Here is a 20,537-nt window from a genome sequence, read left to right on the forward strand (position 1 = left end):
CCGGCGGCGGCGAGCGCCTGGGCCATCGGTGCCACCAGCTCCCGGCGCACCTCGGTCGGCACCGGTGTGGCCGTGCCGCTGACCGCGAGCGACACGACGACGCCACGTCGTTCGGCCGCGTCGACGCACGCGGTCAGCTCGTGCAGCAACGGGTCGGGCACGTCGTCGTTCTCCGCGAACAGCCTGCGCAGCTGCATCGACGCGACCGAGCAGCGCAGCCTGGTCGCCTCATCGGCCACGCTCACCTCCTCGTCGGCGAGGTCCGCGAGCAACGGCAACAGCGCGCCCAGCTGACCCTCGAAGCCGGCGCGGAGGTCCTGTTCCCGTTGGCGGGCCAGCTCTTCACGGGTCCGGGCGGCGTCGTGCTCGGCGGCGGCCTCCGTGGCGAGGCGAGCGTCGCGCAGCAGCACCCGCGTGAGCACCAGGACACCGATCTGGAAGCTCGTGCCGCTGAGGATCACCACGCCGGCGGTGCCGACGTCACCGTTGCCCGCGTGCAGGAACCACGCGACGCAGAAACCGATGTGCGCGGTCAGCGCGGCGACCAGCGCCGCGGGCCTCTCGACCAGGACGAGCAGCAGATACCAGCCGGCGAGCCCGAACGCCCAGTCCGCGGGAGTGAAGGACGCTCCGGCGGGCAGGGCGGTCGTGGCGAGCACCGTCGACGTGAGCACCACGACCGCGACGCACACCGCGACGGCCGTGGAAAGCTCCGCGCGGCCCACCGCGACGTGCCCGGCCACGATCGCCAGCACCGAGGACAGCAGGCCGTACGCGACCCACGCTGCCGGACCGTGCTGGTACGTGATCAGCGCGGGCAGCATGAGAACGATCTGGATCGCGGCGACCACGACCAGCAGGACCCGCCGCGTCGTGGTGAGAACCGTGTGGTCAGTCATCGGCAGGCCAGGCGAGTCGTGCGGTCGTGCCGCGTGAGGGCGCCGAGTCGATCACGACGGAGCCGCCGGACGCCGCAGCCGCTCCACCACCGACCCGCGCAGCCCGCGCCGGTGCTCGGGCACGTCACCGGGCACGAACCCGCGACCGCCGTCCCGGACGACGGCGACCGCTCCACGGCCTGCCCGCGACACCATGAGTTCCGCGGTGGTCGTGCCAGAGTGCCGCTCGACGTTCGTGAGCAGTTCCCGCACGGCCCGCACGAACGCCAGCGCGACCCCGGCAGGCACCGGTGCGACCTCGGCGGACACCCGCACCGACACGGCACTGTCCCGCGCCACCGCCGCGAGAGCGGCCCCGAGGTCCACGGTTCCCTGCCCCGTCGCCCCGTTCCGCCAGCACCACCAGATCGCGTCGCGCCTGAGCGGCCACGGCCGTCGGATCACCGCCGTGCGCGGCCATCAGGAACGTCGCGGCGGCCGTGTCGTGCAGCAGCGCGAGGTACTCACGTTCCCGCCTGCCGCGATCCTGTGCGACGGCCGCCGCCCGGTTCTGCTCCGCGGCACGCTCGCGCAACACGTCGACCCGGCGGCTGGACCACCGCAGCAGCTCGTAGCCGAGTCGCGCGAGCACGGACTCCAGCACCGCCCGCACCAGCACCTCGGGACCGGCCACCGCGACCTGCACGGCGAGCAGCGCCGCGGTCGTGGGCACGGTGACCCGCGGCGACCACTGCCACTGCCACGTGATCAGCGTCGTGGTGAGGACGTTCACCGCCCACTGCCCGGCGTTGTCGCCCAGCACCACGGACAGCACCACCACGCGGACGAACGCCACCGGCAGCGCCACGCGGGGCAGGCGGAAGTCGGCGACCGAGGTGAGCACGACGAACGCGAACAACGCCCAGCCCAGCGGCGAGCTCACCGAGAACGCGCCGAAAAGGCTGATCAGGACGACACCCGCACCGCGAACCGGGCCCGCGAGACGGGACACCGTCGCGAGAAGCCTCGCCTCCAGCAGCACGTCCGGCATTGTCCGTCAGCCGCTCACCGTGCTTCCGGCCGGGCCGCGAAAATCACTGTCCGATCGCGACAGCAGGTGATAGACACCCGCAGTGCACAACGCTCTGGACTTCCCCGATCTGCTGCGGCTGATCGACGAACGGTCGACCGCCTTCCGCGCCGCGATCGCCTCCGCACCCAGCCTCGACCTGCAGGTGCCGACCTGTCCCGAGTGGACGCTGTTCGACCTGGCGCAGCACATCGGCGAGGGACGCCGCGACTGGGCCGCCACCGTCACCGCGGGTCCCGGCGCCACGAGCAAGGCCTCGGCGGCAGGCTCGCCCATGCCACGGGAACGCGACGCCCTGCAGGTCTGGCTGGCCGAGTCGACGCGGCAGCTGCTGGACGCCCTGCGCGAGGCCGGCCCGGACCGCGGGTGCTGGACGTGGTGGGGCGAGTCGCAGTCGCCGCCGACCTGCCGTGCCGTCGCCCGGCACCAGCTTCAACAGATGGCGGTGCACACCTATGACGCCCAGCTCACCGCGGGCGCCGCGGAGCCGTTGTCGCAGGAGGTGGCGCTGGACGGCGTCGAGGACTTCCTGTTCACCTGCTGCGCGACGACGAGCGCTTGGCCGCACGAGCCCGCCGTCGTCGACTACCGCACCACCGAGGGCCGCTCCTGGCGCGTCCGGCTCTCCTCCGAAGGCGCACGGATCGCGGCCCCAGCCGGTGAGGACACGGCTGATGCCTCTGCCGAAGGCACGGCCAGCGAGCTGGTCCTGGCGTTGTACGGCCGCATCCCGCTCGACTCGCTGAAGCTCGACGGCGACCGACGGATCTTCGACCAGCTCGTGGCCTGGGACCCCGACGCGTAGGTGGAACGGCCGGGGAGTCGAATTCTCCCCGGCCGTCACGTCAGCGCTGAACTAGAGCCCAGCCACCTCCGCGTCATTCAGCGCCCGTCCGACAACGCTGACGTCGTCGATCGCGCCACGCCAGAAGTCGACGTTCTGGCCGCCGAACTTGGCCCGTCCCACCGCGAACGCACCGGTGCTCATGATCGCCGGACCCGCGGGTGCCGCCGCGACCCGCACACCGTCGACGTACAGCCGGATCTCGTTGCCTGCCCGCACTCCCGTGAGCTGGTACCAGCGACCGACCTCCGGCGTCATCTCGTGCCGGGCCCGGTTGCCGCCCGGCGTGCTGAACGCGAACGCGCCCTGCCCGCACTGCAGGTAGAAGGGGTTCTCCCGCTCCCTGCCGTCCTGGCTCACCGCGGTGGCGTAGTTGCCGGGCACCTCGTCCAGCCGCACCCGCGCGGACACCGTGTAGTCGCCGGTCGTGTCGACGACCGGGCCGTAGGTCTCCGCGGAGCCGTTGGTGAACTGCAGCGCGCCGTCCTTCCACGTGGCACCGGTCGGGCTCAGCGTCAGCGGGTTGCCGCCGCCGCTCGAGTCCTTCGCCACCGTTCCCTTGCCCTCGTTGAGCTTCCACTCACCGCGAGCCGCGTAGGGGTAGGCCTTGCCCGCGTCCGCACCCGCCGCGAGCACCCGCTTGTTGATCTCACGGACGGGACCGGGATCGACCTTGATCCGCTTGCGGTCGTAGGTCCAGAGCCCGTTCAGCTCGTTCTCCAGGTCGGTGACCTGCGTGTACACCGACGCGGACAGCTCTGCCCGCGCCTGACCGAGGTAGAACGTGCGGGTGTTGTCGACGTACTTCGCCGTCAGCGCCGCCTTGTCCGCCACGCCGCTGTAGATGTTCGCCGGCGCGCCCGGCCACTGGTGACCCGGCGTCCGCAGGGTGAAGCCGCCGTGCTCGCCGTCCATCACGACGCGCTTGCCGTCCGGACGCGCCGGGTCGGTGTTGTTGTAGTCGTGGTGGTCGATCACGTCACCCTTGCCGGAGTCGCCCTTGGAGGCACAGCAGTTCACGCCGCTGTGCGCGTTGACGATCCGGCTCGGGTCGGCGGCCTTGACGTCGTCGGTGATCTGGCCCGTGACGGTGCGGTCCCACTCGCCCCAGCCCTCGTTGAACACGATCCACGCGTAGATCGACGGGTAGTTGTGCAGCTGCTTCATCAGTTCGCGGCTCTCGTTGAGGAACGCCTGCTGCCCCTCGACCGCGTTGCCGTCCTCGATGGACACGAAGTCCTGCCACACCAGCAGTCCCAGCCGGTCCGCGTGGTAGTACCAGCGTGCGGGTTCCGCCTTGATGTGCTTGCGGACCGAGTTGAAGCCGAAGTCCTTCTGCGCCTTCAGGTCGAACACGAGCGCCTCGTCGCTGGGCGCGGTGTTCAGGCCGTCGGGGAAGAAACCCTGGTCCAGCATCATCAGCGAGAAGATCGGCTGTCCGTTGAGCGTCAGCTTGGGATGACCGCCGACGTCGGCGATCCCGATCGACCGCATGCCGAAGTAGCTCTTGACCTTGTCGCCGCCGAGCTTGATCTCCAGCTGGTACAGGTACGGGTCGTCCGGCGTCCACAGGTGCGGGTTCGGCACCGGCAGGGACAGCTTGCTGTTGGCGGGGCCGGTGACCGTGCCGACCTGCTTACCCCTGGCGTCCTTGGCGACCGCCGTGACTTGCGCGTTCCCGGCGGACCTGACCTCCAGCGCCAGCGAGTTCGTCGCGAGGTCCGGCGTCATCCTGACCTCGTCGACCGCCTTGTCCGGAACCGGCTCCATCCACACGGTCTGCCAGATGCCCGACGACGGCGTGTAGAAGATGCCGCTGGGATTGCGCGACTGCTTGCCCTTCGGCTGGTGCGGACCGGTCGTGTCGGTGACCGCAACGACGATCTCCTGCTCACCACGCCGCAGCGCGTCGGTGATGTCGGCGCTGAACGCCGTGTAGCCGCCGGAGTGCTCGGCGACCAGCTCGCCGTTGACCCACACCTTCGCCTTGTGGTCGACCGCGCCGAAGTTGAGCTTCAGCCGTTGCCCGGAACCGATCCTCCAGTCGTGCGGGACGGTCACGGTGCGGCGGTAGAACATGTGGTCCTCGTGCCGTTCCAGCCCGGAGAGCTGCGACTCGATCGGGAACGGCACGATCACCCGCTCGGGCAGCCGCTGCCCGAACACGGGCTGCTGCCCGGCTTTCGCGCCCGCGAACTCCCACGGACCGTTGAGGTTGACCCACTTCTCGCGTTCGAGTTGCGGCCTCGGGTATTCCGGCAACGGGTTGCGCGTGTCGACCTTCTCACCCCAAGGCGTCCTGAGCCTCTCCATCGAAGAATTCTTAACAGTGCGTGCCGTCTTCTGCACCTTGGTGCCGTCGACCGCCAGGTCGCCAGCGCCGTCGTAGTACAGGCGAACCCGTTGGCTCTTCAGCACTTCCTCGGCCAGCCGGACCGTGACGCGGTTGCGGCCGGACGTGACCAGCGAGACAGGCATCGGCGTCGAGTCGACCTCGACTCGCAGGTGGTCCTTCAGGTCGCCGGTGCCCGTGACTCGACCGCCGAACTCCGCCGTCAGCACGCGGCCGTCCCTGGACACGCCCGCAGTGCGCGGCACGACCTGGAAGTCCGCCGGCGGCGTGAACGCGGACTCCGGCACGATCTGCTTGCCGATCGACGCGCTCGACCAGCGCAGGAACATGTTGGCGCCACCGGTGTCCTGGAACATCTCCAGCCGGAAGTCGTACTTCCGACCCGCGGTGAGGGTCACCGGCGCACTGGTCTGCTCGCGGTCCCAGTCACCGACCCAGTGGTCGATCACGGGCTTGCCGTCGACGAACAGCCGGAACCCGTTGTCACCGATGGCGTGGAAGGTGTAGTCGCCGGTCTGCGGCACCGCGATCTGCCCGGTCCAGCGCGCCGTCGTGTGTTCGGTACGGCCTGCCAGGAACCCGAACACCGAGGTCAGGTCCGGATGGTTCACCTCGGCGTCCAGCACGGTGCCCGCCAGGGTCGCGAAGTCCCGCGCGCCCGGCGCCGACATGCTGAAGTACTCGCCCTTCAGGCCGTGCACGGGCTCGGCGGCACCCGCGGGTGGCGTACCGGGCGCGACGCCCAGCGCCAGCAGCAGAGCGACGAGTACGGGGGCGGCTTTTCTCATCGGCGAGATCCCCTTCGTTTTTACAACGTTGTAAGAGCGCTCCCATCTATCCAGGCACAGGGTTCGGAGACCGGCTACGGCCGATCGGAGGTATCGGGGATGTCAAACAGGACAAAAATCGGCTCTCGATGAGAGCGCGCACACGGCGTCAGGACGGCAGCGGGATCTCCAGGCTCACCGTGCCGCGCAGGTCGAGCCACGCGCGGTCGCGTCCGCGCACCAGCCGCAGCACGACCTCCTCGCAGTGCGGGCAGCGGGCCACCAGCCCAGGAGCGTTCCGGTAGACGCGCAGCGTCGCCACGGAACCCCGGTACCCGCATCCGGCGCACCGCCCGGTGGCCGTCGTCAGATCCACCGCGAAGATCTCCCGCAGGTCGCCCGCGAGCGCGTTGCCGTCGACGTGGTCGTCGCTCATCGGTGGTCTCCTGTCAGCCGAAGCGTTCGGTGCGGACGCGGCGAAGATCGTGGCCCAGCGCCACGAGGATGTCGGACACCGTCTCGACGAAACCGGTCGGTCCGCAGACGAAGCAGTTCGGGGTGAACTCGGCAGGCCAGCCGTACGTGTTGAGAGTGGCCACACCCAGCCGGCCCGGCGGCTCCGGAGAACCTTCCGGAGTCTGCCGGGTGTAAACGAGCCGGACGTCGAGGCCGGCGTCGTCCCGAGCGCGTCGCCGCAGCTCGTCTGCGAAGAGCACGTCGTCGGGCGTGCGCACCGAATACACCAGCCGGAACGGCACGCGACTGCCTTCCGAAGCCCGCGTGCGCACCATGGCCATCAGCGGCGCGATGCCCGAGCCGCCCGCCACGAGCGTCACCGGTGCCTGGTCGGCGGGTCGCCACACGAACCAGCCGCCCACCGGCCCGCGCAGCTCGATCTTGTCGCCCACGGAGAGGACGTCGCACAGGTACGGCGACACCTCGCCGTCGACGACCCGCTGCACGGCCAGCTCCACCCGGTTCCCGTCCGGCGCAGAGGAGATGGAGTAGCTGCGCTGCACCGAATAGCCGTCCTCGGCGGTCAGCCGCACGTCGACGTGTTGCCCTGGCAGATGTCCCGGCCAGCCGGGCACGTCGAACACGAGGCTGCGGGCGCTTTTTGGTGAGGTGGATGGCCTCTGCCAGTTCGGCCACCCGCCAGGTCAGTCGCCCTGATACCGCTGCTCGCGCCATGGGTCTCCGTAGTCGTGGTAGCCCGCGCTCTCCCAGAAGCCGGGTTCGTCCTCGATCAGCAGCTGGATCCCGCGGACCCACTTGGCCGACTTCCAGAAGTACAGGTGCGGCACCAGCAACCTCGCCGGACCGCCGTGCTCCGGCGTGAGGTCATCGTCGTCGTACCGGTACGCCACCCACGCCTGCCCGTCGAGCAGGTCCTCCAGCGGCAGGTTCGTCGTGTAGCCGCCGTAGGACTGGACGAGCGCGAAGTCCGCCGCCGTCTCCACCTCCTCCAGCAGCACGTCCAGCGAGACGCCCTTCCACCGGGTGCCCAGCTTGGACCACTTGGTGACGCAGTGGATGTCCACCGTGATCTTCTCAGCCGGCAGCTCGATCAGCTGCTGCCACGACCACGTGTACTTCTGGCCGACCTCGGTGCTGACGGTGAACTCCCACCGATCTGTCGGCACGCGCGGAGTCGGTCCCGCGGTGAGCACCGGGAAGTCCTCCGCCAGGTACTGACCAGGCGGTAGCTCCACGTCGGATGACCGGCGTCGCCCGCTGAAGCCGGGAGAGACGATTGGCATCGTGTCAGTAGACGACAGCCGCGGGCGGAACGCCACCACTGATCACGGAGGTCACATGGACGTGAGGGTTGAGATCACCGGCACCACCACGGTGATCTGGATGAATCGCCCGGACCGGCGCAACGCGGTCGACGGACCGATGGCCGCTGAGCTGCGGAACGCCTTCCTGGCGTTCGAGGCGGACCCGGGGCAACGGGTGGCGGTGCTCGCCGGTGAGGGCGGGACGTTCTGCGCGGGCGCGGACCTGAGCGTCGTCGGGGACCCTCCCCGCCGCAACGAGCTCGACCCGGACGGCGGCGGATCAGGCCCGATGGGGCCGACGCGGTTGCAGCTCAGCAAGCCGGTGATCGCGGCGGTCAGCGGGTACGCGGTCGCGGGCGGGCTGGAGCTGGCACTGCTCGCCGACCTGCGGGTGGTGGAGAGCGATGCGGTGTTCGGGGTGTTCTGCCGGCGGTGGGGCGTGCCGTTGATCGACGGCGGGACGGTCCGGCTGCCCAGGATCGTTGGCCTGGGCCGTGCGCTGGACCTGATCCTCACCGGACGCCCGGTCAACGCCGAGGAGGCGTTGGCGATCGGGCTGGCCAACCGCGTGGTCGAGCCGGGCCAGGCTGTAGCCGCCGCGCTGGAGCTGGCCGAGCAGATCGCCGCGTTCCCGTTCGAGTGCGTGCTCGCCGATCGGGCGTCGGCCTACGCCGGTCTCGACCTGCCGCTGGCGCAGGCGCTGCGGGCCGAGGGCGTCTCCGGGGTGCCGATCGTGGCACGGGAGGGCGTCACCGGCGCGCCCGGTTCGGCGGGCGGCGCCGGCAGCACGGGAAGTTCGACGCTAGCGGAGGCGCCGAACGGTGAGGTCGGGGTTGTGGGCGATCTCCCGTTCGGTGAACTCGCCCTTCACCCACTGCTTCTTCGCATAGAGGCGGGCTTGGTCGGTGTGGTGCGGTGAGGCGGGGTCGGCGGACTGGCCGTAGATCAGCATCGAACTCATGCGCGGACCGTTCTTCGTCAGCTCGACCGCCATGACGAAGCTGGAGCCGTGCGGGATCTTGCTGCTCGGCCGTGGCGGGCCTTGAGCCGAGATGACGTTGAAGCATCCTTCGGGGCCACGGCACCCGTGGATCGGGATGCCTTCGTACTGCTGGACGGCGTCGAGCGGCACGTCCACCGCGACACCGGCGGTGGCGAAGGCCCTTACCGCGTCGGCGAAGGCGCGTTGGACGCCGGGGTCGCCCGCGTTGATGCCGCGAGGGGTGTGCACTGGGTCGGCGCGGTCGAACGGGACCTGCCACAGCTTGGTTCCCGGGCGGCCGGTCAGAACGATGAACGAGCGCCAGAAGTACGCACCCCGGCTGCCTTCACCGGTGTCGCCGGTTCCCGGCCAGGCCGCCAGTGCCGAGCAGGCCGCGCGGACGTCGACAGGACTGCCGTCGCTCGCGGGCAGCGTCTGGTTGGCCTGGCACATCGCGACGACCGCGGCGCGGCCCTGTTCGGCGGTGAGGTTGCGGTTGCCGAACATCGTCGCTTCCAATGTGGACAGTGTGAAGGTGTTGGAGCCGATCATGTCCAGGCCCATGCGGGTGCGCGCGGAGCGTTCGGTGCCGACGTCGCCGACGATGGACGGGTAGCCGGTCAGCGGCGCGGCGGGGTTCGCGAGCCACGGGCTGTCGTTCATGTTGCTCACGTGGTCGTGCCTGACCAGGCTGGGCAACCGGCTCGGGCCGAACCTGCCCGGCGTGACGGCGTCGGAGTCGGTACCCCAGCCGCAGTCCGCCCTGCTGCCGTCGAGGACCACCAGACCGATGTCGGCGGCGGTGCCGCAGCGGGCGCGCTGGTCGTCGGTGACGTGCGGGACCACCTGGACGTCGCTGTAGTAGGCCGTGCCGGTGGCGTCCGAGGCGATCGTGTTGACCCACGGGAGAGCCTGGTGGCGGACGAGTGCCTTGTGCAGGTCGGGCACGCTGCGGGCGCGGGCGATGGCGAGCCACTGGTCGATGACCCGCAGGTTGCCGTGGTTCGCGTCGCGCAGCACATAGGCGGTGGTGTCCGTCCACTGCAACGCGCGGGTGTCTTCGACCACCGGGCCGTCCGGGGTGCGGTACAGGGTCCTGGTGGTGCCGGAGACGGTGACCTGCTCGGCGATCATGCGGTGCGTTTCGCCGTCGACGACGTAGCTGGTCGGATCGCCGGGGACGAGGGTCAGCTTGGAGAGCGTCATCGTCTGCGCCTCGCTGGCGGTGTGGGTCCAGCCCAGCCTGTCGTTGTGGCCGATGTTGACCACCGGCACGCCGAACAGACCCGCGCCGCTGACGTTCAGCTCGCCGGGAATCGTGAGGTGGTGCTGGTAGAAGCGCCAGCTGTCGTCCCAGTCGAAGTGCGGGTTGCCCAGCACCATGCCCGTGCCCGCGGCGGTCGCCTGCCTGCCGAGCGCGATGCCGTTGCTGCCCGGCCGTTGCTCGGGACGGCTCACCGGTGCGGCGGCCGGAGTCGGCACACCCGGTGGCTGGGCGGACACGATCGCGTCCTGGAACCCCTCGCTGCCGGTGAGACCGGCGACCTGGTGGACGCGCCGCCACACGTCGATCTCGGTGATCGGCCGCACCCACTTCGCGCCGCCACAGGGCTGTGCGGCTTGAGCGAGGTAGCGGTTGAACCCGGCCACGTAGCCGCGCACCAGATCCCGCGCCTGCTTCGACACACCGGCGAGGTGCCGTTCGACCACTGTGGACTGGTTGACGCGCTGGTAGTAGAGGTCGCTCGCGAGGTTGTCCGGCCCGAACCAGCGAGAACGTTCCGCGGACAGCGTCACGACGATGTCCGCCATGACGCAAGCGTTGTCCTCGGCGAACGCGTAACCGAGCCCCTGCCCCACGCCGCGGTAGTCGGCCGCGAGCACGTGCGGGATGCCGTACGAGGTCCGTCTGATCACCGTGCCGCTGCCGGCGACGGCAACAGGTGGGCACGTGGCCAGAACCCCCGCTGAGACGAGCAACAACGCCATGAATCTGCGCATGAGTGATCCCCCTGGTTCATTCGTTGTGCAGGACGGTGGCGATCGAGAGGCGCGCCGCTCCCCTGGCGGGAACGAGTGCGCCGAGCACGGCGATGACGATTCCCGTGAGAGCCAGCAGAGCGAGCGCGGAAGCGTGGTAGACGTCCAGGAGGATGTCGATGGCATCGGATTGCCCCGCGTGCGCCATGGCCGCCACGACCAGCCGGTGCACCGCGACGCCGATGGGCACGCCGATCAGTCCACCGACCACGCCCAGTGCGCCCATGGAGGTCACCAGCAGCACGGTGACCTGGCGCGGGGTCATGCCGATCGACTTGAGCATGCCGAGATCCCGGCGGCGCTCGCGGGCGTTGAGAACGACGGTGTTGAACACGCCGAGCGCGGCGACCGCGCCCAGCACCAGGGTCAGCACCAGCGCGGCGCTGATGATGATCACGGCCGTCGACGACGTGCCGTCGCGCGGTGGCAGGACGCGCAGTCCCGGATCGCCGGAACTCACCGCGGCCGTGTAGGCGGCCCGGTCCGTGCCGGGTGCCATCCGCACCAGGTACGAGCTCGCGCGGGCGCCGGGCGCGAGAACGTCCACTGTGGACCAGTCGGCGAAGATCTGGTCGGCGTTGTTGGTCAGCACGACCCCGACGATCTTCACCTGCGTCCGGTTCCCCCGCGCCTGCACGGTGATGGTGTCGCCGACCGAGAGCCCGCGCTGGTTCAGGAACCTCGACGGGACCACGACCTGGCCGGGTCCGTCCGGCCAGTGCCCGGTCAGCACGCGCGGTCCGAGCGCGGCGGTGTCCCCGCGGTGGAAGACGATCCTGGCCTCCTGGGTGCCGCCGGCGACCTCGGTGTTGAGCTGGGTCGTGGCCAGCACGGCCGTCGTTCCCGGCAAGGACCGCAGCATCGACTCGTCCTGGGCGTCGCTCAGCTTCGCGGCCGGCGGTTCCACGCCCGGTTGCGTCATCACGGGGGCGCCCAGCGGCGGTCCGGCCAGCAGCTCGACCCGGTCGGTGTCGGTGGGCCTGACCGCGTTGTTGTACGCCGTCATGGACATCGTCACCCCGGCCGCGAGAGTCACGGTCATGACGCCGAGCACGACCGAGGCGAGCGTCAGCGCACTGCGACCGGTGCGGGCGAACGGCATCCCGAGGCCGAGGCTCACCGGGCGCGGCAGCCTGGTGCCGCTCAGCCAGCGCTGGATCCGCAGCGCCCGCCCGGTGCGCGAGGTGGTGCCCGCGCTGATCGCCCTGGCGGCCGGAAGCCTTCGCGCCCGCAGTGCGGGCACGAGCGCGGCCGACGCCACCAGGACGGGCATGCCGAGCGCCGCGACCACGTTCACCCACGGCGCGAAGCTCAGTTCGTCCACCCCGAAGCCCTCGACCGCGTCCTGCACGATCCGCTTCCCCACGAGGTTGCCCGCGACCGTGCCGAGCGCGCAGCCCGTGACCGCCGGGATCGAGACCATCACCAGGTAGACGGCCATGACCTGGTTCGGGGTGAAGCCGATCGCCTTGAGCATCCCGATGTGCCGCAGCCCCGCGACCACCGCGCCGCTCACCACGTTGGCGACGATCAGGACCGCCACGACGAGGCCGAGGACGCCGAAGATCATCAAGAACGGGATGAAGACGCCGAGCTCCGACGTCGCCTTGTCCTTGACGGTGAGGTGCGAGAGCGTGCCGAGCACCGCGTCCGCCGGGAGCCCTGCCGTGACGGCCGCCTGCCCCGCGTCGACCTCGGCCGCCGTTCCGGCGTGCGCGAAGCGGTACAGCATCTGCAGCGCCGTTGGTTGCAACGCCGTCGCCTGCTCGGGAGTGACCCAGGCGTCGGCGGATCCCGTCACCGAGTGGGCGAACCCCACGACGGTCAGCGCAGGACGCCCTGGAAGGGAGATCCGGAATCCCACGTCCATCCGGCCGACGGCGCCCGGCGTGCGGTTCAGGACGATCTCACCGGGACTGGTCGCCCACCGGCCCTGCCACACCGACACCCGGTCGACCGGGCCACCGGGATCGGCACGCCCAGCCACGGTGAGCGTGCCGAGGAAGACGTCGCCCGTCGAAGTGTCCACAGTGGCCTGAAGGAACGGCCCCGCCGATGCCTCGGCGTGCCCGGCGGCGCGCGTGAGGTCGGCCTCGGACACCTTCTCCGGATCGAACGCGACCGCCAGATGCGCGCCCTGCTGGGTGGCGAACGCCCGGTCGAACGGCGCGGCCGACGCCTCCAACAGCCCGAGTGCCATCACCAGCGTCGCACTGGCGGCGCACACCACGACACCGATCACGATCGTTTGCAGCTTCCGCCGCCGTACCGCGGCCCACGCCGCGTGCCACACGGGGTTCACGCCCGCTCCATGCTGTGCTCGCGCGCGATCCGGCCGTCGACGACCTCGATCAACCGGGTAGCGCAGCGGGTGGCGAGCCGTTCGTCGTGCGTGACCAGCAACAGCGTCTGGCCGATCTGGTTGAGGTCGAGCAGCAGGTCCATCACCTGCTCGCCGGACCTGCTGTCCAGCGCGCCGGTCGGTTCGTCGGCGAGCAGCAGCGCAGGGCGGTTCATCAACGCCCTGGCGACCGCGACGCGCTGCCGCTCCCCTCCGCTGAGCTGCGCCGGGTAGACGTTCTTGCGGTGGGTGATGCCCAGCTCGCCGAACAACTCCAGCGCGCGTTTGCGGGCCTGGCCGGACGCGGTACCGGTCAGCTGCGCGGCGAGGGCAACGTTGTCCAGTGCCGACAGGTCGTCGAGCAGGTTGAAGAACTGGAAGATCATGCCGATGCCGCGCCTGCGGAACAGGGCAAGGCCGGTTTCGTCGAGCACCCCCAAGTCGCTGCCGTGCACGACCACCGAACCCGACGTCGGCCGGTCGAGTCCGGCGATCATGTTCAGCAGCGTCGACTTGCCGCTGCCGGACGGCCCCATCACTGCGACCGCTTCCCCGGCGCGGACGGTCAGCGACAACCCGTCCAGTGCGATCGAGTCGCTGTACTCCTTGCGCACGTTCGTCATCTCGACGACGGCGTCTCCGTTCTGCATGACCACAATCCTGCTCAGCGACGCGCCTGGCGGCGTCAGTCCTGGGAGGTAACCTGCCGGGCCGCGTCATCCTGAGGATGTAGTGGCTGCATCCGGGGTTTGATGCGCACCCGCTCGCCCCTCTGGGACAGTGACGGGGTGTGGGAGTTGGTGGTGGCCGTAGTCGCCTGCCTGGCCGCCGCGTTCTTCGCGGCACGGCTGGCAGCGGCACGACGCGCGTACACCCGTGCGATGGAAGAACGTGGCTGGCTGCTCGAGCGAGAACGGGAGACCGCCGCCCGCAACGCCGTCGACGCCGAACGCGCCAGGATCGCCAGGGAGCTGCACGACATCGTGAGCCACAACGTGAGCGTCATGGTGGTGCAGGCCGGTGCGGCACGCCGGGTGCTCGACACGCAGACGGGCGAGGCGACCGACGCGTTGCTGGCCGTCGAAAGCGCCGGCCGCGACACGATGACCGAGCTGCGGCACATGCTCGGCCTGCTCGCGCCCGCCTCCGACAGCGACGATCTGCTGGCGCCACAGCCCGGTTTGAGCAGGCTCAGCTCGCTGGTCGACCGGATGTGCTTCGCGGGCCTGCCGGTGGAGGTGCGCATCTCCGGCGAACCGCGGCCGCTGCCGTCCGGTGTCGACCTCACTGCGTACCGGATCGTCCAGGAGGCGCTGACGAACGCGCTGAAACACGGCGACGGCGGGCAGGCGGAGGTGACGGTGCGGTACGCGGACCACCACCTGCGGGTCGAGGTGCTCAACACCGGCCCCAGCGTGCTGTCCGGCGACCAGATGTCCACAGAGGACGGACAGGGCCGCGGGCTGCTCGGCCTGCGCGAACGCGTGGCTGTGCTCGGCGGCGACCTCTACGCCCGCAGGCGGCTCGGCGGAGGATTCCGCGTCCGAGCCAAGATCCCGATCGAGCGGCCATGACCGCGCCCCGCGTCGTGATCGCCGACGACCAGGCCTTCGTGCGCATCGGTTTCCGCATGATCCTCAACTCCGGCGGCATCGAGGTGGTCGGCGAGGCGGGCGACGGTGCCGAGGCGGTGACGGCGGTCCGCGACCTGAAGCCGGACGTCGTGCTCATGGACATCCGCATGCCCACCGTGGACGGCCTGGAAGCCACCCGCCGCATCGTGCGGGAGCCGGGCGACTGCCGCGTGCTGATGCTGACGACGTTCGACCTCGACCGGTACGTCTACGAGGCTCTCGCCGCAGGTGCCAGCGGCTTTCTGCTCAAGGACGTCACCCCGGAACACCTCGTCGCCGCCGTGCGCCTGATCGAGACAGGTGACGCCCTGCTCGCGCCCTCGATCACCCGCCGGCTCGTCGAACGGTTCGCCCCCGGTGCGCCTACCGCACCTGCCGTGCACCGGGATCTCGCCGTGCTCACACCGCGGGAACGGGAGGTGCTGACGCTGGTCGGGCACGGCCGGTCGAACTCCGAGATCGCCGGCGACCTCACCCTCAGCGAGGCGACGGTCAAGACGCACGTCGCCCGCATCTTCGCCAAGCTGCAGCTGCGGGATCGGGCCCAGGCCGTCGTTCTCGCCTACGAGACCGGGCTCGTCACGCCCGGCGCGTGAAGGTCAGCAGGCCTCGAGAACGAAGAACAGGAAGCTCGGCGCGGTCGCCATCAGGTGGAAGTCGTCCGGGAACAGCTCACGGGCTTCCGGCACCGGCTGGGGCTCGCTGATGGCGGAAATCCGGAACCCGGCCGCGGTGAACGCGTCCGTCATCGCGTGCAGCGGCCGGCTCCAGAAGGTCACCTTGACGGTCTGGTCGCCCACGGGCCATTCCGCGGGAGCGGCGTAGGTCTCGAAGTAGTCGGGCCTGCGCCCGGCCAGGCGCTCGATGCAGTACTCGGCGGTGGGGTGGTTGACCGAGGCGATCAGCCGCCCGCCGGGCTTCAGCACACGCCGCATCTCGGCGAGCGTCGGACCCCAGTCCTCCAGGTAGTGCAACACGAGTGACGCGATGACGTCGTCGAACTCGTTGTCGGAGAACGGCAGCGGATCGGCCAGGTCGGCAACCCGCAGGTCAGCGTCGCCACCGAGCCGCAGCCGCGCCTGCTCCAGCATTCCGGCGCTCGCGTCGATGCCGCTCACGATCGCGCCCTGGTCACGCAGTGCCGCGAACAACGGGCCCGCGCCGCAGCCCGCGTCGAGGATCCGGCGTCCGGCCACGTCCCCGGCGAGTGCGAGGGTCGCCGGCCGTTCGTAGTAAGCGTTGAACAGGTTCTTCTCGTTGTCGGCCGTGTACGCCGCGGCCACGCTGTCGTAGTCGCTCGGCTTCACCGAAGTCATGCAATCGATCTTGGCACGGGAGACCCTCCGGCCGCCGCGAGGTGCGGCGGCCGGAGGACCCGGGTCAGGTGATCACCGCTCCCCCGACGATCGGCAGCATGACCTTGCTGCCGTCCAGCGACACGTTCAGCGAGATGCCGTTGGCACTGGTGTCAGGACCGATGTAGCCGCTGTGGTTGGTGACGATCACGATGCCGATGCGGTGGCCTGCGGGGATGAGCGCGTCCCTCGCGTGCAGCCGCCAGCCGACGTCCGCGGTCGCGTTGGTGGGCAACGGGGTCGGCGATTCCAGCGACAGGCGGTTCTTGGCGTCGATGGCGCCGCGGGACAGCATGGTCGCGGTGACCGCCTGCACGGAGACGTCCGGCGGGCGGGCGCATCCGGTGCGGTCACGCAGGTCGGTCCGGGTGCAGGTCTCCGTGGAGAGCTGGACGGGACTGCGGTCGGTGAGCACGGCCTGGCTGCTGGGGCCGTAGTCGACGAGCAGTGCGGTGAGCGGGGTCGACGGGCGGTTCGACGCGACTCGGGCGGTGAGGCGGACCTCTCCTGACAGGCGGGCGGGCTGCTTGAGCGGTGCCGTCACGTAGACGAGCCGGCGCGAGTCGGTCAGTTCGGGATTGGCCATCATGGCCGACTCGCTGAGGTTCGCGTTGTCTCCCAGGCGTTGCGTCCCACCGGTGCTCGGCGTGGTGGTCAGCGAACCCGACATGCCACCGGCCGCCGGGCCGAAGTACAGCGTGGTGTCTTTGGTACCCGGCTGCGGCCAGGCGCCGTGCTGTTCCCAGCCGCCGTCGGGCTTTTGGACGTCGGCCATGGGCTCGCTCATGATCCCGTTGTCGACGCCCTTGAGCCAGTGGTCCATCCACAGGCCCATGACGCGTTGCCATTCGGCCTGGCGGAACGAGATCGGGTCCAGGTGACCGCCGCGGTGCAGCCAGATCTTGCGCGGCACGCCGCGGTCGGCCAGGTTCTGCCACCAGCGGCCGAACTGCGAGGGCTTGACGTTCCAGTCCGCCTGGCCGTGCACGACGAAGACCGACGCGGACACGTTCTGCGCGCTCGGGCGGTAGTCGCGGGCTTTCCAGAACGACGTGTAGTCGAAGGTCTCGTCGCCGTCCTCGCGGGCCAGCCGGTCGAACACCGGCTTGCACTTCGCCTTCTGCGCGGCGCTCACCACGTAGTTGGCGAGGTAGGTCGGGTAGTCCTTCGAGTGGGTGCCGCGGTAGCCGATGCCCTGGTCGCGGGAGTACTCGTACCAGCTGGAGATCGCCGCGATCGGCACGATCGTCTTGACGCCGGGGATGCCGGCCGCGGCGGCGGCGTTGGGCAGCGTGCCGTTGTAGGACACGCCGAGCATGCCGACGTTGCCGGTGCTCCAGCTCGCGACCGCGGGCCTGCCGTCGGCGTAGAAGGCCTTGGCGCGGCCGTTGAGCCAGTCCACGACCGCGCGGACGCTCGCGGTGTCCTCGGGGCCGCCGGTGGTCGGGCAGCCGGTCGAACGGGAGGTGCCTTGCATCTCCATCTCGACGACCGCGTACCCGCGCGGCACGAAGTACTCGTCGTACCAGCGCTTGAAGCCACGCGGCACGTTCGTCGCCATTTCCGCGCCCAGCCCGTAATAAGGGCTGGCCTCCATGACGATCGGCACCTTCCCGGCCGAGTCCGGACGCATGACGTCCGCGGCGATCCGGTCGAGCGTGCCGTCGGCGTCACTGTCCGTTGTGGACTCGACGTACACCGTCTCGGTGATCGCGGCAGGTGCCGCCGCCGAGACCGGAGTGATGATCGTCGTGGCCGTCAGCAGGGCGGCCACGACGAGATAGACCCTTCGCATGAGATCCTCCGTTGGAGGGCCCGTCCAGCAGCAGGGGTACTACCGGGCCCTACAACGGATCTCACCGATCCGGCGGCGTCGCCGGTACGGCCGAAAGGTCCGAACAATTACCGGTTTCAGGCGGCGATCAGCTCACGCTCGCGGTCAGGGGTCTTGACCTTCTTGTTCGGCAGCGACAGGCGGAAGACCTTGCGCCACGCGGAGAACACCTGCTTGGGCAGCGGCCCGGTGACGTACTCCAGCTCGTACTTGTCGAACAGCGCGCGCACCTTCACCGCGACCTCGGCGTACCGGTTGCTCGGCAGGTCCGGGAACAGGTGGTGCTCGATCTGGTGCGACAGGTTGCCGGACATGAAGTGCATGGCCTTGCTGCCGCTGATGTTCGCGGAGCCCATCATCTGGCGCAGGTACCACTGGCCGCGCGTCTCGCCCTTGATCGACCGGCGCTCGAAGGTCTGCACGCCCTCGGGGAAGTGACCGCACATGATCACCGAGTGCGACCAGAGGTTGCGGACCAGGTTCGCGGTGAACGTCGCGGCGAGCGTGGTGAGGAACGACGGGCCCGACAGCAGCGGGTGGATCACGTAGTCCTTGAGCACCTGCTTGCGGATCTTGCGGCCGACCGCGCGCGCCCGAGCGCGGAACTCGGGGTTGTTGCGGCGGCGCTTGTGCAGGTTCTTGCCGAGCTCCAGGTCGTACGCGGCGATGCCGTACTCGAAGAAGCAGGCGTTGATGAAGTTCCACAGCGGCTGGGCGAGGTAGATCGGGTGCCACTTCTGGTCCTCGTCGACGCGCATGATGCCGTAGCCGAGGTCGTTGTCCTTGCCGATCACGTTGGTGTACGTGTGGTGCAGCTCGTTGTGCGAGTGCTTCCACTGGTCGGCGGGCGAGACGTGGTCCCACTCCCAGGTGGTGGAGTGGATCTTCGGGTCGCGCATCCAGTCCCACTGGCCGTGCAGGACGTTGTGGCCGATCTCCATGTTGTCCATGATCTTCGCCACGGACAGGCCGGCGGTGCCGATGATCCACGCGGGCGGGAAGAGCGAGAACAGCAGGATGCCACGGCTGGCCAGCTCGAGCTTGCGCTGCGCCGAGATGACCTTGCGGATGTAGGCGGCGTCTTTCTCACCGCGGCTCGCGATCACCTCGTCGCGGATCGCGTCGAGCTCGCGGCCGAGCTCCTCGATCTGCTCCGCGGTCAGGTGGGCGGTGGGGTCGATAGCGGTCACGTTGCTCCTACCGTTCGATGTCGCAGGGGCCCGCCGCGGCGGACACACAGGTCTGGATGAGGACGCCCGGCTCGGCCTCGGTGATCTCGCCGGTGCGCAGGTCGCGGACGGCGCCCGCCTTGAGCGGCGTGACGCAGCCGAAGCAGATGCCCATGCGGCACCCGGACGGCATCAGCACGCCTGCCTCCTCGCCGACGTTCAGCAACGGCGTGGCGCCGTCGGCGTCGACGGTCTTGCCGGTGGTGCTGAACGTGACCTCGCCACCCTCGCCGGCGACGACGACGGTGGGACGGAACCGTTCGGTGTGCAGGCGCCCGGCCTTGCCGTGCCGGGTCCAGTGCTCCTCGGCGGTGTCGAGCAGGCCGGCCGGGCCACAGGCCCAGGTCTCGCGATCGGCCCAGTCGGGCACGAGCTCTTCGAGGCGGGCGATGTCGAGCATGCCGTCGGTGTCGGTGTGCAGCTCGACCAGTCGCAGCTTCTCGTCCGCGACCAGGTCGTGCAGGTCGTTGCGGAAGATCACGTCTTCCTTGCGCGGCGCGGAGTGAACCATCACGACGTCGTCGAACTCGGTGTCGCGCAGCATGCCCATCACGGGTGTGATGCCGCTTCCGGCCGTCAGGTAGAGCACCTTGGCGGGCTTTGCCGGCGGCAACACGAAGTCGCCGCAGGCCTGGTCGAGGTGGACCACCGTGCCCGGCTTCAGCTTGCGGACCATGTGGTTGCTGACCTTGCCGTCCGGGATGGCCTTCACGGTGATCGTGATGCGGCCGTCCGCGCGGTTGGTCGGTGAGGTGACCGAGTAGGCACGCCACAGGCGCACGCCGTCGACGTCCACGCCGATCCGGATGTACTGGCCGGCGACGTGGCCGCGCCAGCCTCGTCCAGGCCGGATCACGATGGTGGCGGCGTCCGGTGTCTCGGGGTGGACGGCCTCGATGCGACCGCGCAGGTCAGCGCCCGCACGCAGCGGGCTGACCAGGTCGAGGTAGTCCGCCGGCAGCAGCGGCGTCGTGACCAGTTCCAACAGTTTCCACGCCCTGCTGCGGAGGGCGGCACTCGTCATGACTCCAGCTTGATGCGCCTCAGGGCGTAAAGTCCTGTCCGTAGGACGTGAATCTGGCCAGCTGGATTGTTCGCAGGGAACAAATCGTGAGTCATGCACTACGGCGGGCCACCGAATTGGCCCTGGATGAGACGACTGTCACCGCGTTGCGGGCGGCGCTGAGGACGACGGCGGACGAGGTCGTCCAGGCCATCATCGACGAGGTGCCGAGCTACGCGAACGCGCTGTCCGGACGCATGGGCGGCACGATCCGCCGCGCCGTGCGCACGGCGCTCGGACACGTACCTCGATCTCGCGAGCGGTAAAGCCACCGGTGGCGATGCCGGCGACGCGGCGTACGAGCTGGGACGCGGCGAGGTCAGGGACGGCCGGTCGATGGACGCGC

The 20,537-nt window shown here is 70.0% G+C and carries 18 protein-coding genes; 5 read left to right on the top strand and 13 right to left on the bottom strand.

Translation table 11 applies throughout. The features are described from left to right. Window positions 1-899, bottom strand: an 899-nt coding sequence (locus tag FXN61_RS32395; protein WP_167977778.1) for a hypothetical protein, incomplete at its 3' end; no start/stop codon positions are given. 124 nt (window positions 900-1,023) lie between these two features. After that, entirely contained in the window at window positions 1,024-1,920 is an 897-nt protein-coding gene (locus FXN61_RS32400; protein ID WP_223165677.1) for an ATP-binding protein, read from the bottom strand. A gap of 91 nt (window positions 1,921-2,011) precedes the next feature. Here FXN61_RS32400 and FXN61_RS32405 point away from each other — a divergent pair, with 91 nt between their 5' ends. Continuing rightward, window positions 2,012-2,773, top strand: a complete 762-nt coding sequence (locus tag FXN61_RS32405; protein WP_167977779.1) for a maleylpyruvate isomerase family mycothiol-dependent enzyme — start codon at window positions 2,012-2,014, stop codon at window positions 2,771-2,773. Window positions 2,774-2,824: 51 nt separating this feature from the next. Here the strand turns inward: FXN61_RS32405 and FXN61_RS32410 are convergent, their stop codons facing one another. The 4 genes from FXN61_RS32410 to FXN61_RS32425 all read right to left on the bottom strand — a co-directional run bounded on the left by FXN61_RS32410 (window position 2,825) and on the right by FXN61_RS32425 (window position 7,692). Beyond that, window positions 2,825-5,953, bottom strand: coding sequence for a LamG-like jellyroll fold domain-containing protein (locus FXN61_RS32410; protein ID WP_167977780.1), 3,129 nt, complete (start codon window positions 5,951-5,953; stop codon window positions 2,825-2,827). A 148-nt stretch (window positions 5,954-6,101) separates the two neighbouring features. Further along, window positions 6,102-6,368 carry a DUF6510 family protein gene (locus tag FXN61_RS32415; RefSeq protein WP_167977781.1) on the bottom strand — a complete coding sequence of 89 codons (267 nt, stop codon included), beginning with the start codon at window positions 6,366-6,368 and terminating at the stop codon, window positions 6,102-6,104. A gap of 13 nt (window positions 6,369-6,381) precedes the next feature. Next, window positions 6,382-7,032 (bottom strand): ferredoxin reductase, encoded by a 651-nt coding sequence (locus FXN61_RS32420; RefSeq protein ID WP_167977782.1) that lies wholly within the window; start codon window positions 7,030-7,032, stop codon window positions 6,382-6,384. 60 nt (window positions 7,033-7,092) lie between these two features. Continuing rightward, a complete protein-coding gene (locus FXN61_RS32425; protein WP_167977783.1) occupies window positions 7,093-7,692 on the bottom strand; it encodes a sulfite oxidase-like oxidoreductase in 600 nt (199 codons plus the stop codon). 55 nt (window positions 7,693-7,747) lie between these two features. Here FXN61_RS32425 and FXN61_RS32430 point away from each other — a divergent pair, with 55 nt between their 5' ends. After that, a complete protein-coding gene (locus FXN61_RS32430) occupies window positions 7,748-8,632 on the top strand; it encodes a crotonase/enoyl-CoA hydratase family protein (RefSeq protein ID WP_167977784.1) in 885 nt (294 codons plus the stop codon). On the opposite strand, the gene FXN61_RS32435 is transcribed toward FXN61_RS32430, so the two are convergent. The 3 genes from FXN61_RS32435 to FXN61_RS32445 are packed head-to-tail and all read right to left on the bottom strand — an operon-like array spanning window position 8,516 to window position 13,726. Then, the gene (locus FXN61_RS32435) at window positions 8,516-10,696 is read right to left on the bottom strand and encodes a penicillin acylase family protein (protein WP_167977785.1); all 2,181 of its coding nucleotides are present in this window, start codon (window positions 10,694-10,696) and stop codon (window positions 8,516-8,518) included. The two genes, FXN61_RS32430 and FXN61_RS32435, sit on opposite strands and share 117 nt — an antisense overlap. 16 nt (window positions 10,697-10,712) lie before the next feature. Next, entirely contained in the window at window positions 10,713-13,037 is a 2,325-nt protein-coding gene (locus tag FXN61_RS50965) for an ABC transporter permease (protein WP_167977786.1), read from the bottom strand. Beyond that, window positions 13,034-13,726 (bottom strand): ABC transporter ATP-binding protein, encoded by a 693-nt coding sequence (locus FXN61_RS32445; protein ID WP_188135730.1) that lies wholly within the window; start codon window positions 13,724-13,726, stop codon window positions 13,034-13,036. Before FXN61_RS32445 ends, FXN61_RS50965 begins: the two co-directional genes overlap by 4 nt. Before the next feature lie 102 nt (window positions 13,727-13,828). On the opposite strand from FXN61_RS32445, the gene FXN61_RS32450 reads away from it, so the two are divergent. Continuing rightward, window positions 13,829-14,650: a sensor histidine kinase gene (locus FXN61_RS32450; protein ID WP_188135727.1), complete on the top strand. Its 822-nt coding sequence runs from the start codon at window positions 13,829-13,831 to the stop codon at window positions 14,648-14,650. Next, entirely contained in the window at window positions 14,647-15,306 is a 660-nt protein-coding gene (locus FXN61_RS32455; RefSeq protein WP_167977788.1) for a response regulator, read from the top strand. The genes FXN61_RS32450 and FXN61_RS32455 overlap by 4 nt, the downstream gene beginning before the upstream one ends. A 3-nt stretch (window positions 15,307-15,309) precedes the next feature. Here the strand turns inward: FXN61_RS32455 and FXN61_RS32460 are convergent, their stop codons facing one another. The 4 genes from FXN61_RS32460 to FXN61_RS32475 all read right to left on the bottom strand — a co-directional run bounded on the left by FXN61_RS32460 (window position 15,310) and on the right by FXN61_RS32475 (window position 20,152). Continuing rightward, window positions 15,310-16,026, bottom strand: coding sequence for a class I SAM-dependent methyltransferase (locus tag FXN61_RS32460; protein WP_167977789.1), 717 nt, complete (start codon window positions 16,024-16,026; stop codon window positions 15,310-15,312). A gap of 64 nt (window positions 16,027-16,090) precedes the next feature. Next, entirely contained in the window at window positions 16,091-17,860 is a 1,770-nt protein-coding gene (locus tag FXN61_RS32465) for a CocE/NonD family hydrolase (protein WP_167977790.1), read from the bottom strand. 116 nt (window positions 17,861-17,976) lie between these two features. After that, complete coding sequence (locus tag FXN61_RS32470; protein ID WP_167977791.1) at window positions 17,977-19,089, bottom strand: fatty acid desaturase family protein; 1,113 nt, start codon at window positions 19,087-19,089, stop codon at window positions 17,977-17,979. 7 nt (window positions 19,090-19,096) lie between these two features. Next, window positions 19,097-20,152 carry a ferredoxin reductase gene (locus tag FXN61_RS32475; protein ID WP_167977792.1) on the bottom strand — a complete coding sequence of 352 codons (1,056 nt, stop codon included), beginning with the start codon at window positions 20,150-20,152 and terminating at the stop codon, window positions 19,097-19,099. Window positions 20,153-20,238: 86 nt separating this feature from the next. Between FXN61_RS32475 and FXN61_RS32480 the strand changes: the two genes are divergently transcribed. Further along, the gene (locus tag FXN61_RS32480; protein WP_223165678.1) at window positions 20,239-20,457 is read left to right on the top strand and encodes a hypothetical protein; all 219 of its coding nucleotides are present in this window, start codon (window positions 20,239-20,241) and stop codon (window positions 20,455-20,457) included. Window positions 20,458-20,537: the final 80 nt, after the last annotated feature.

Origin of the sequence: Lentzea indica, from assembly GCF_012184385.1 — a bacterium.
Classification (GTDB): Bacteria; Actinomycetota; Actinomycetes; order Mycobacteriales; family Pseudonocardiaceae; genus Lentzea; species Lentzea indica.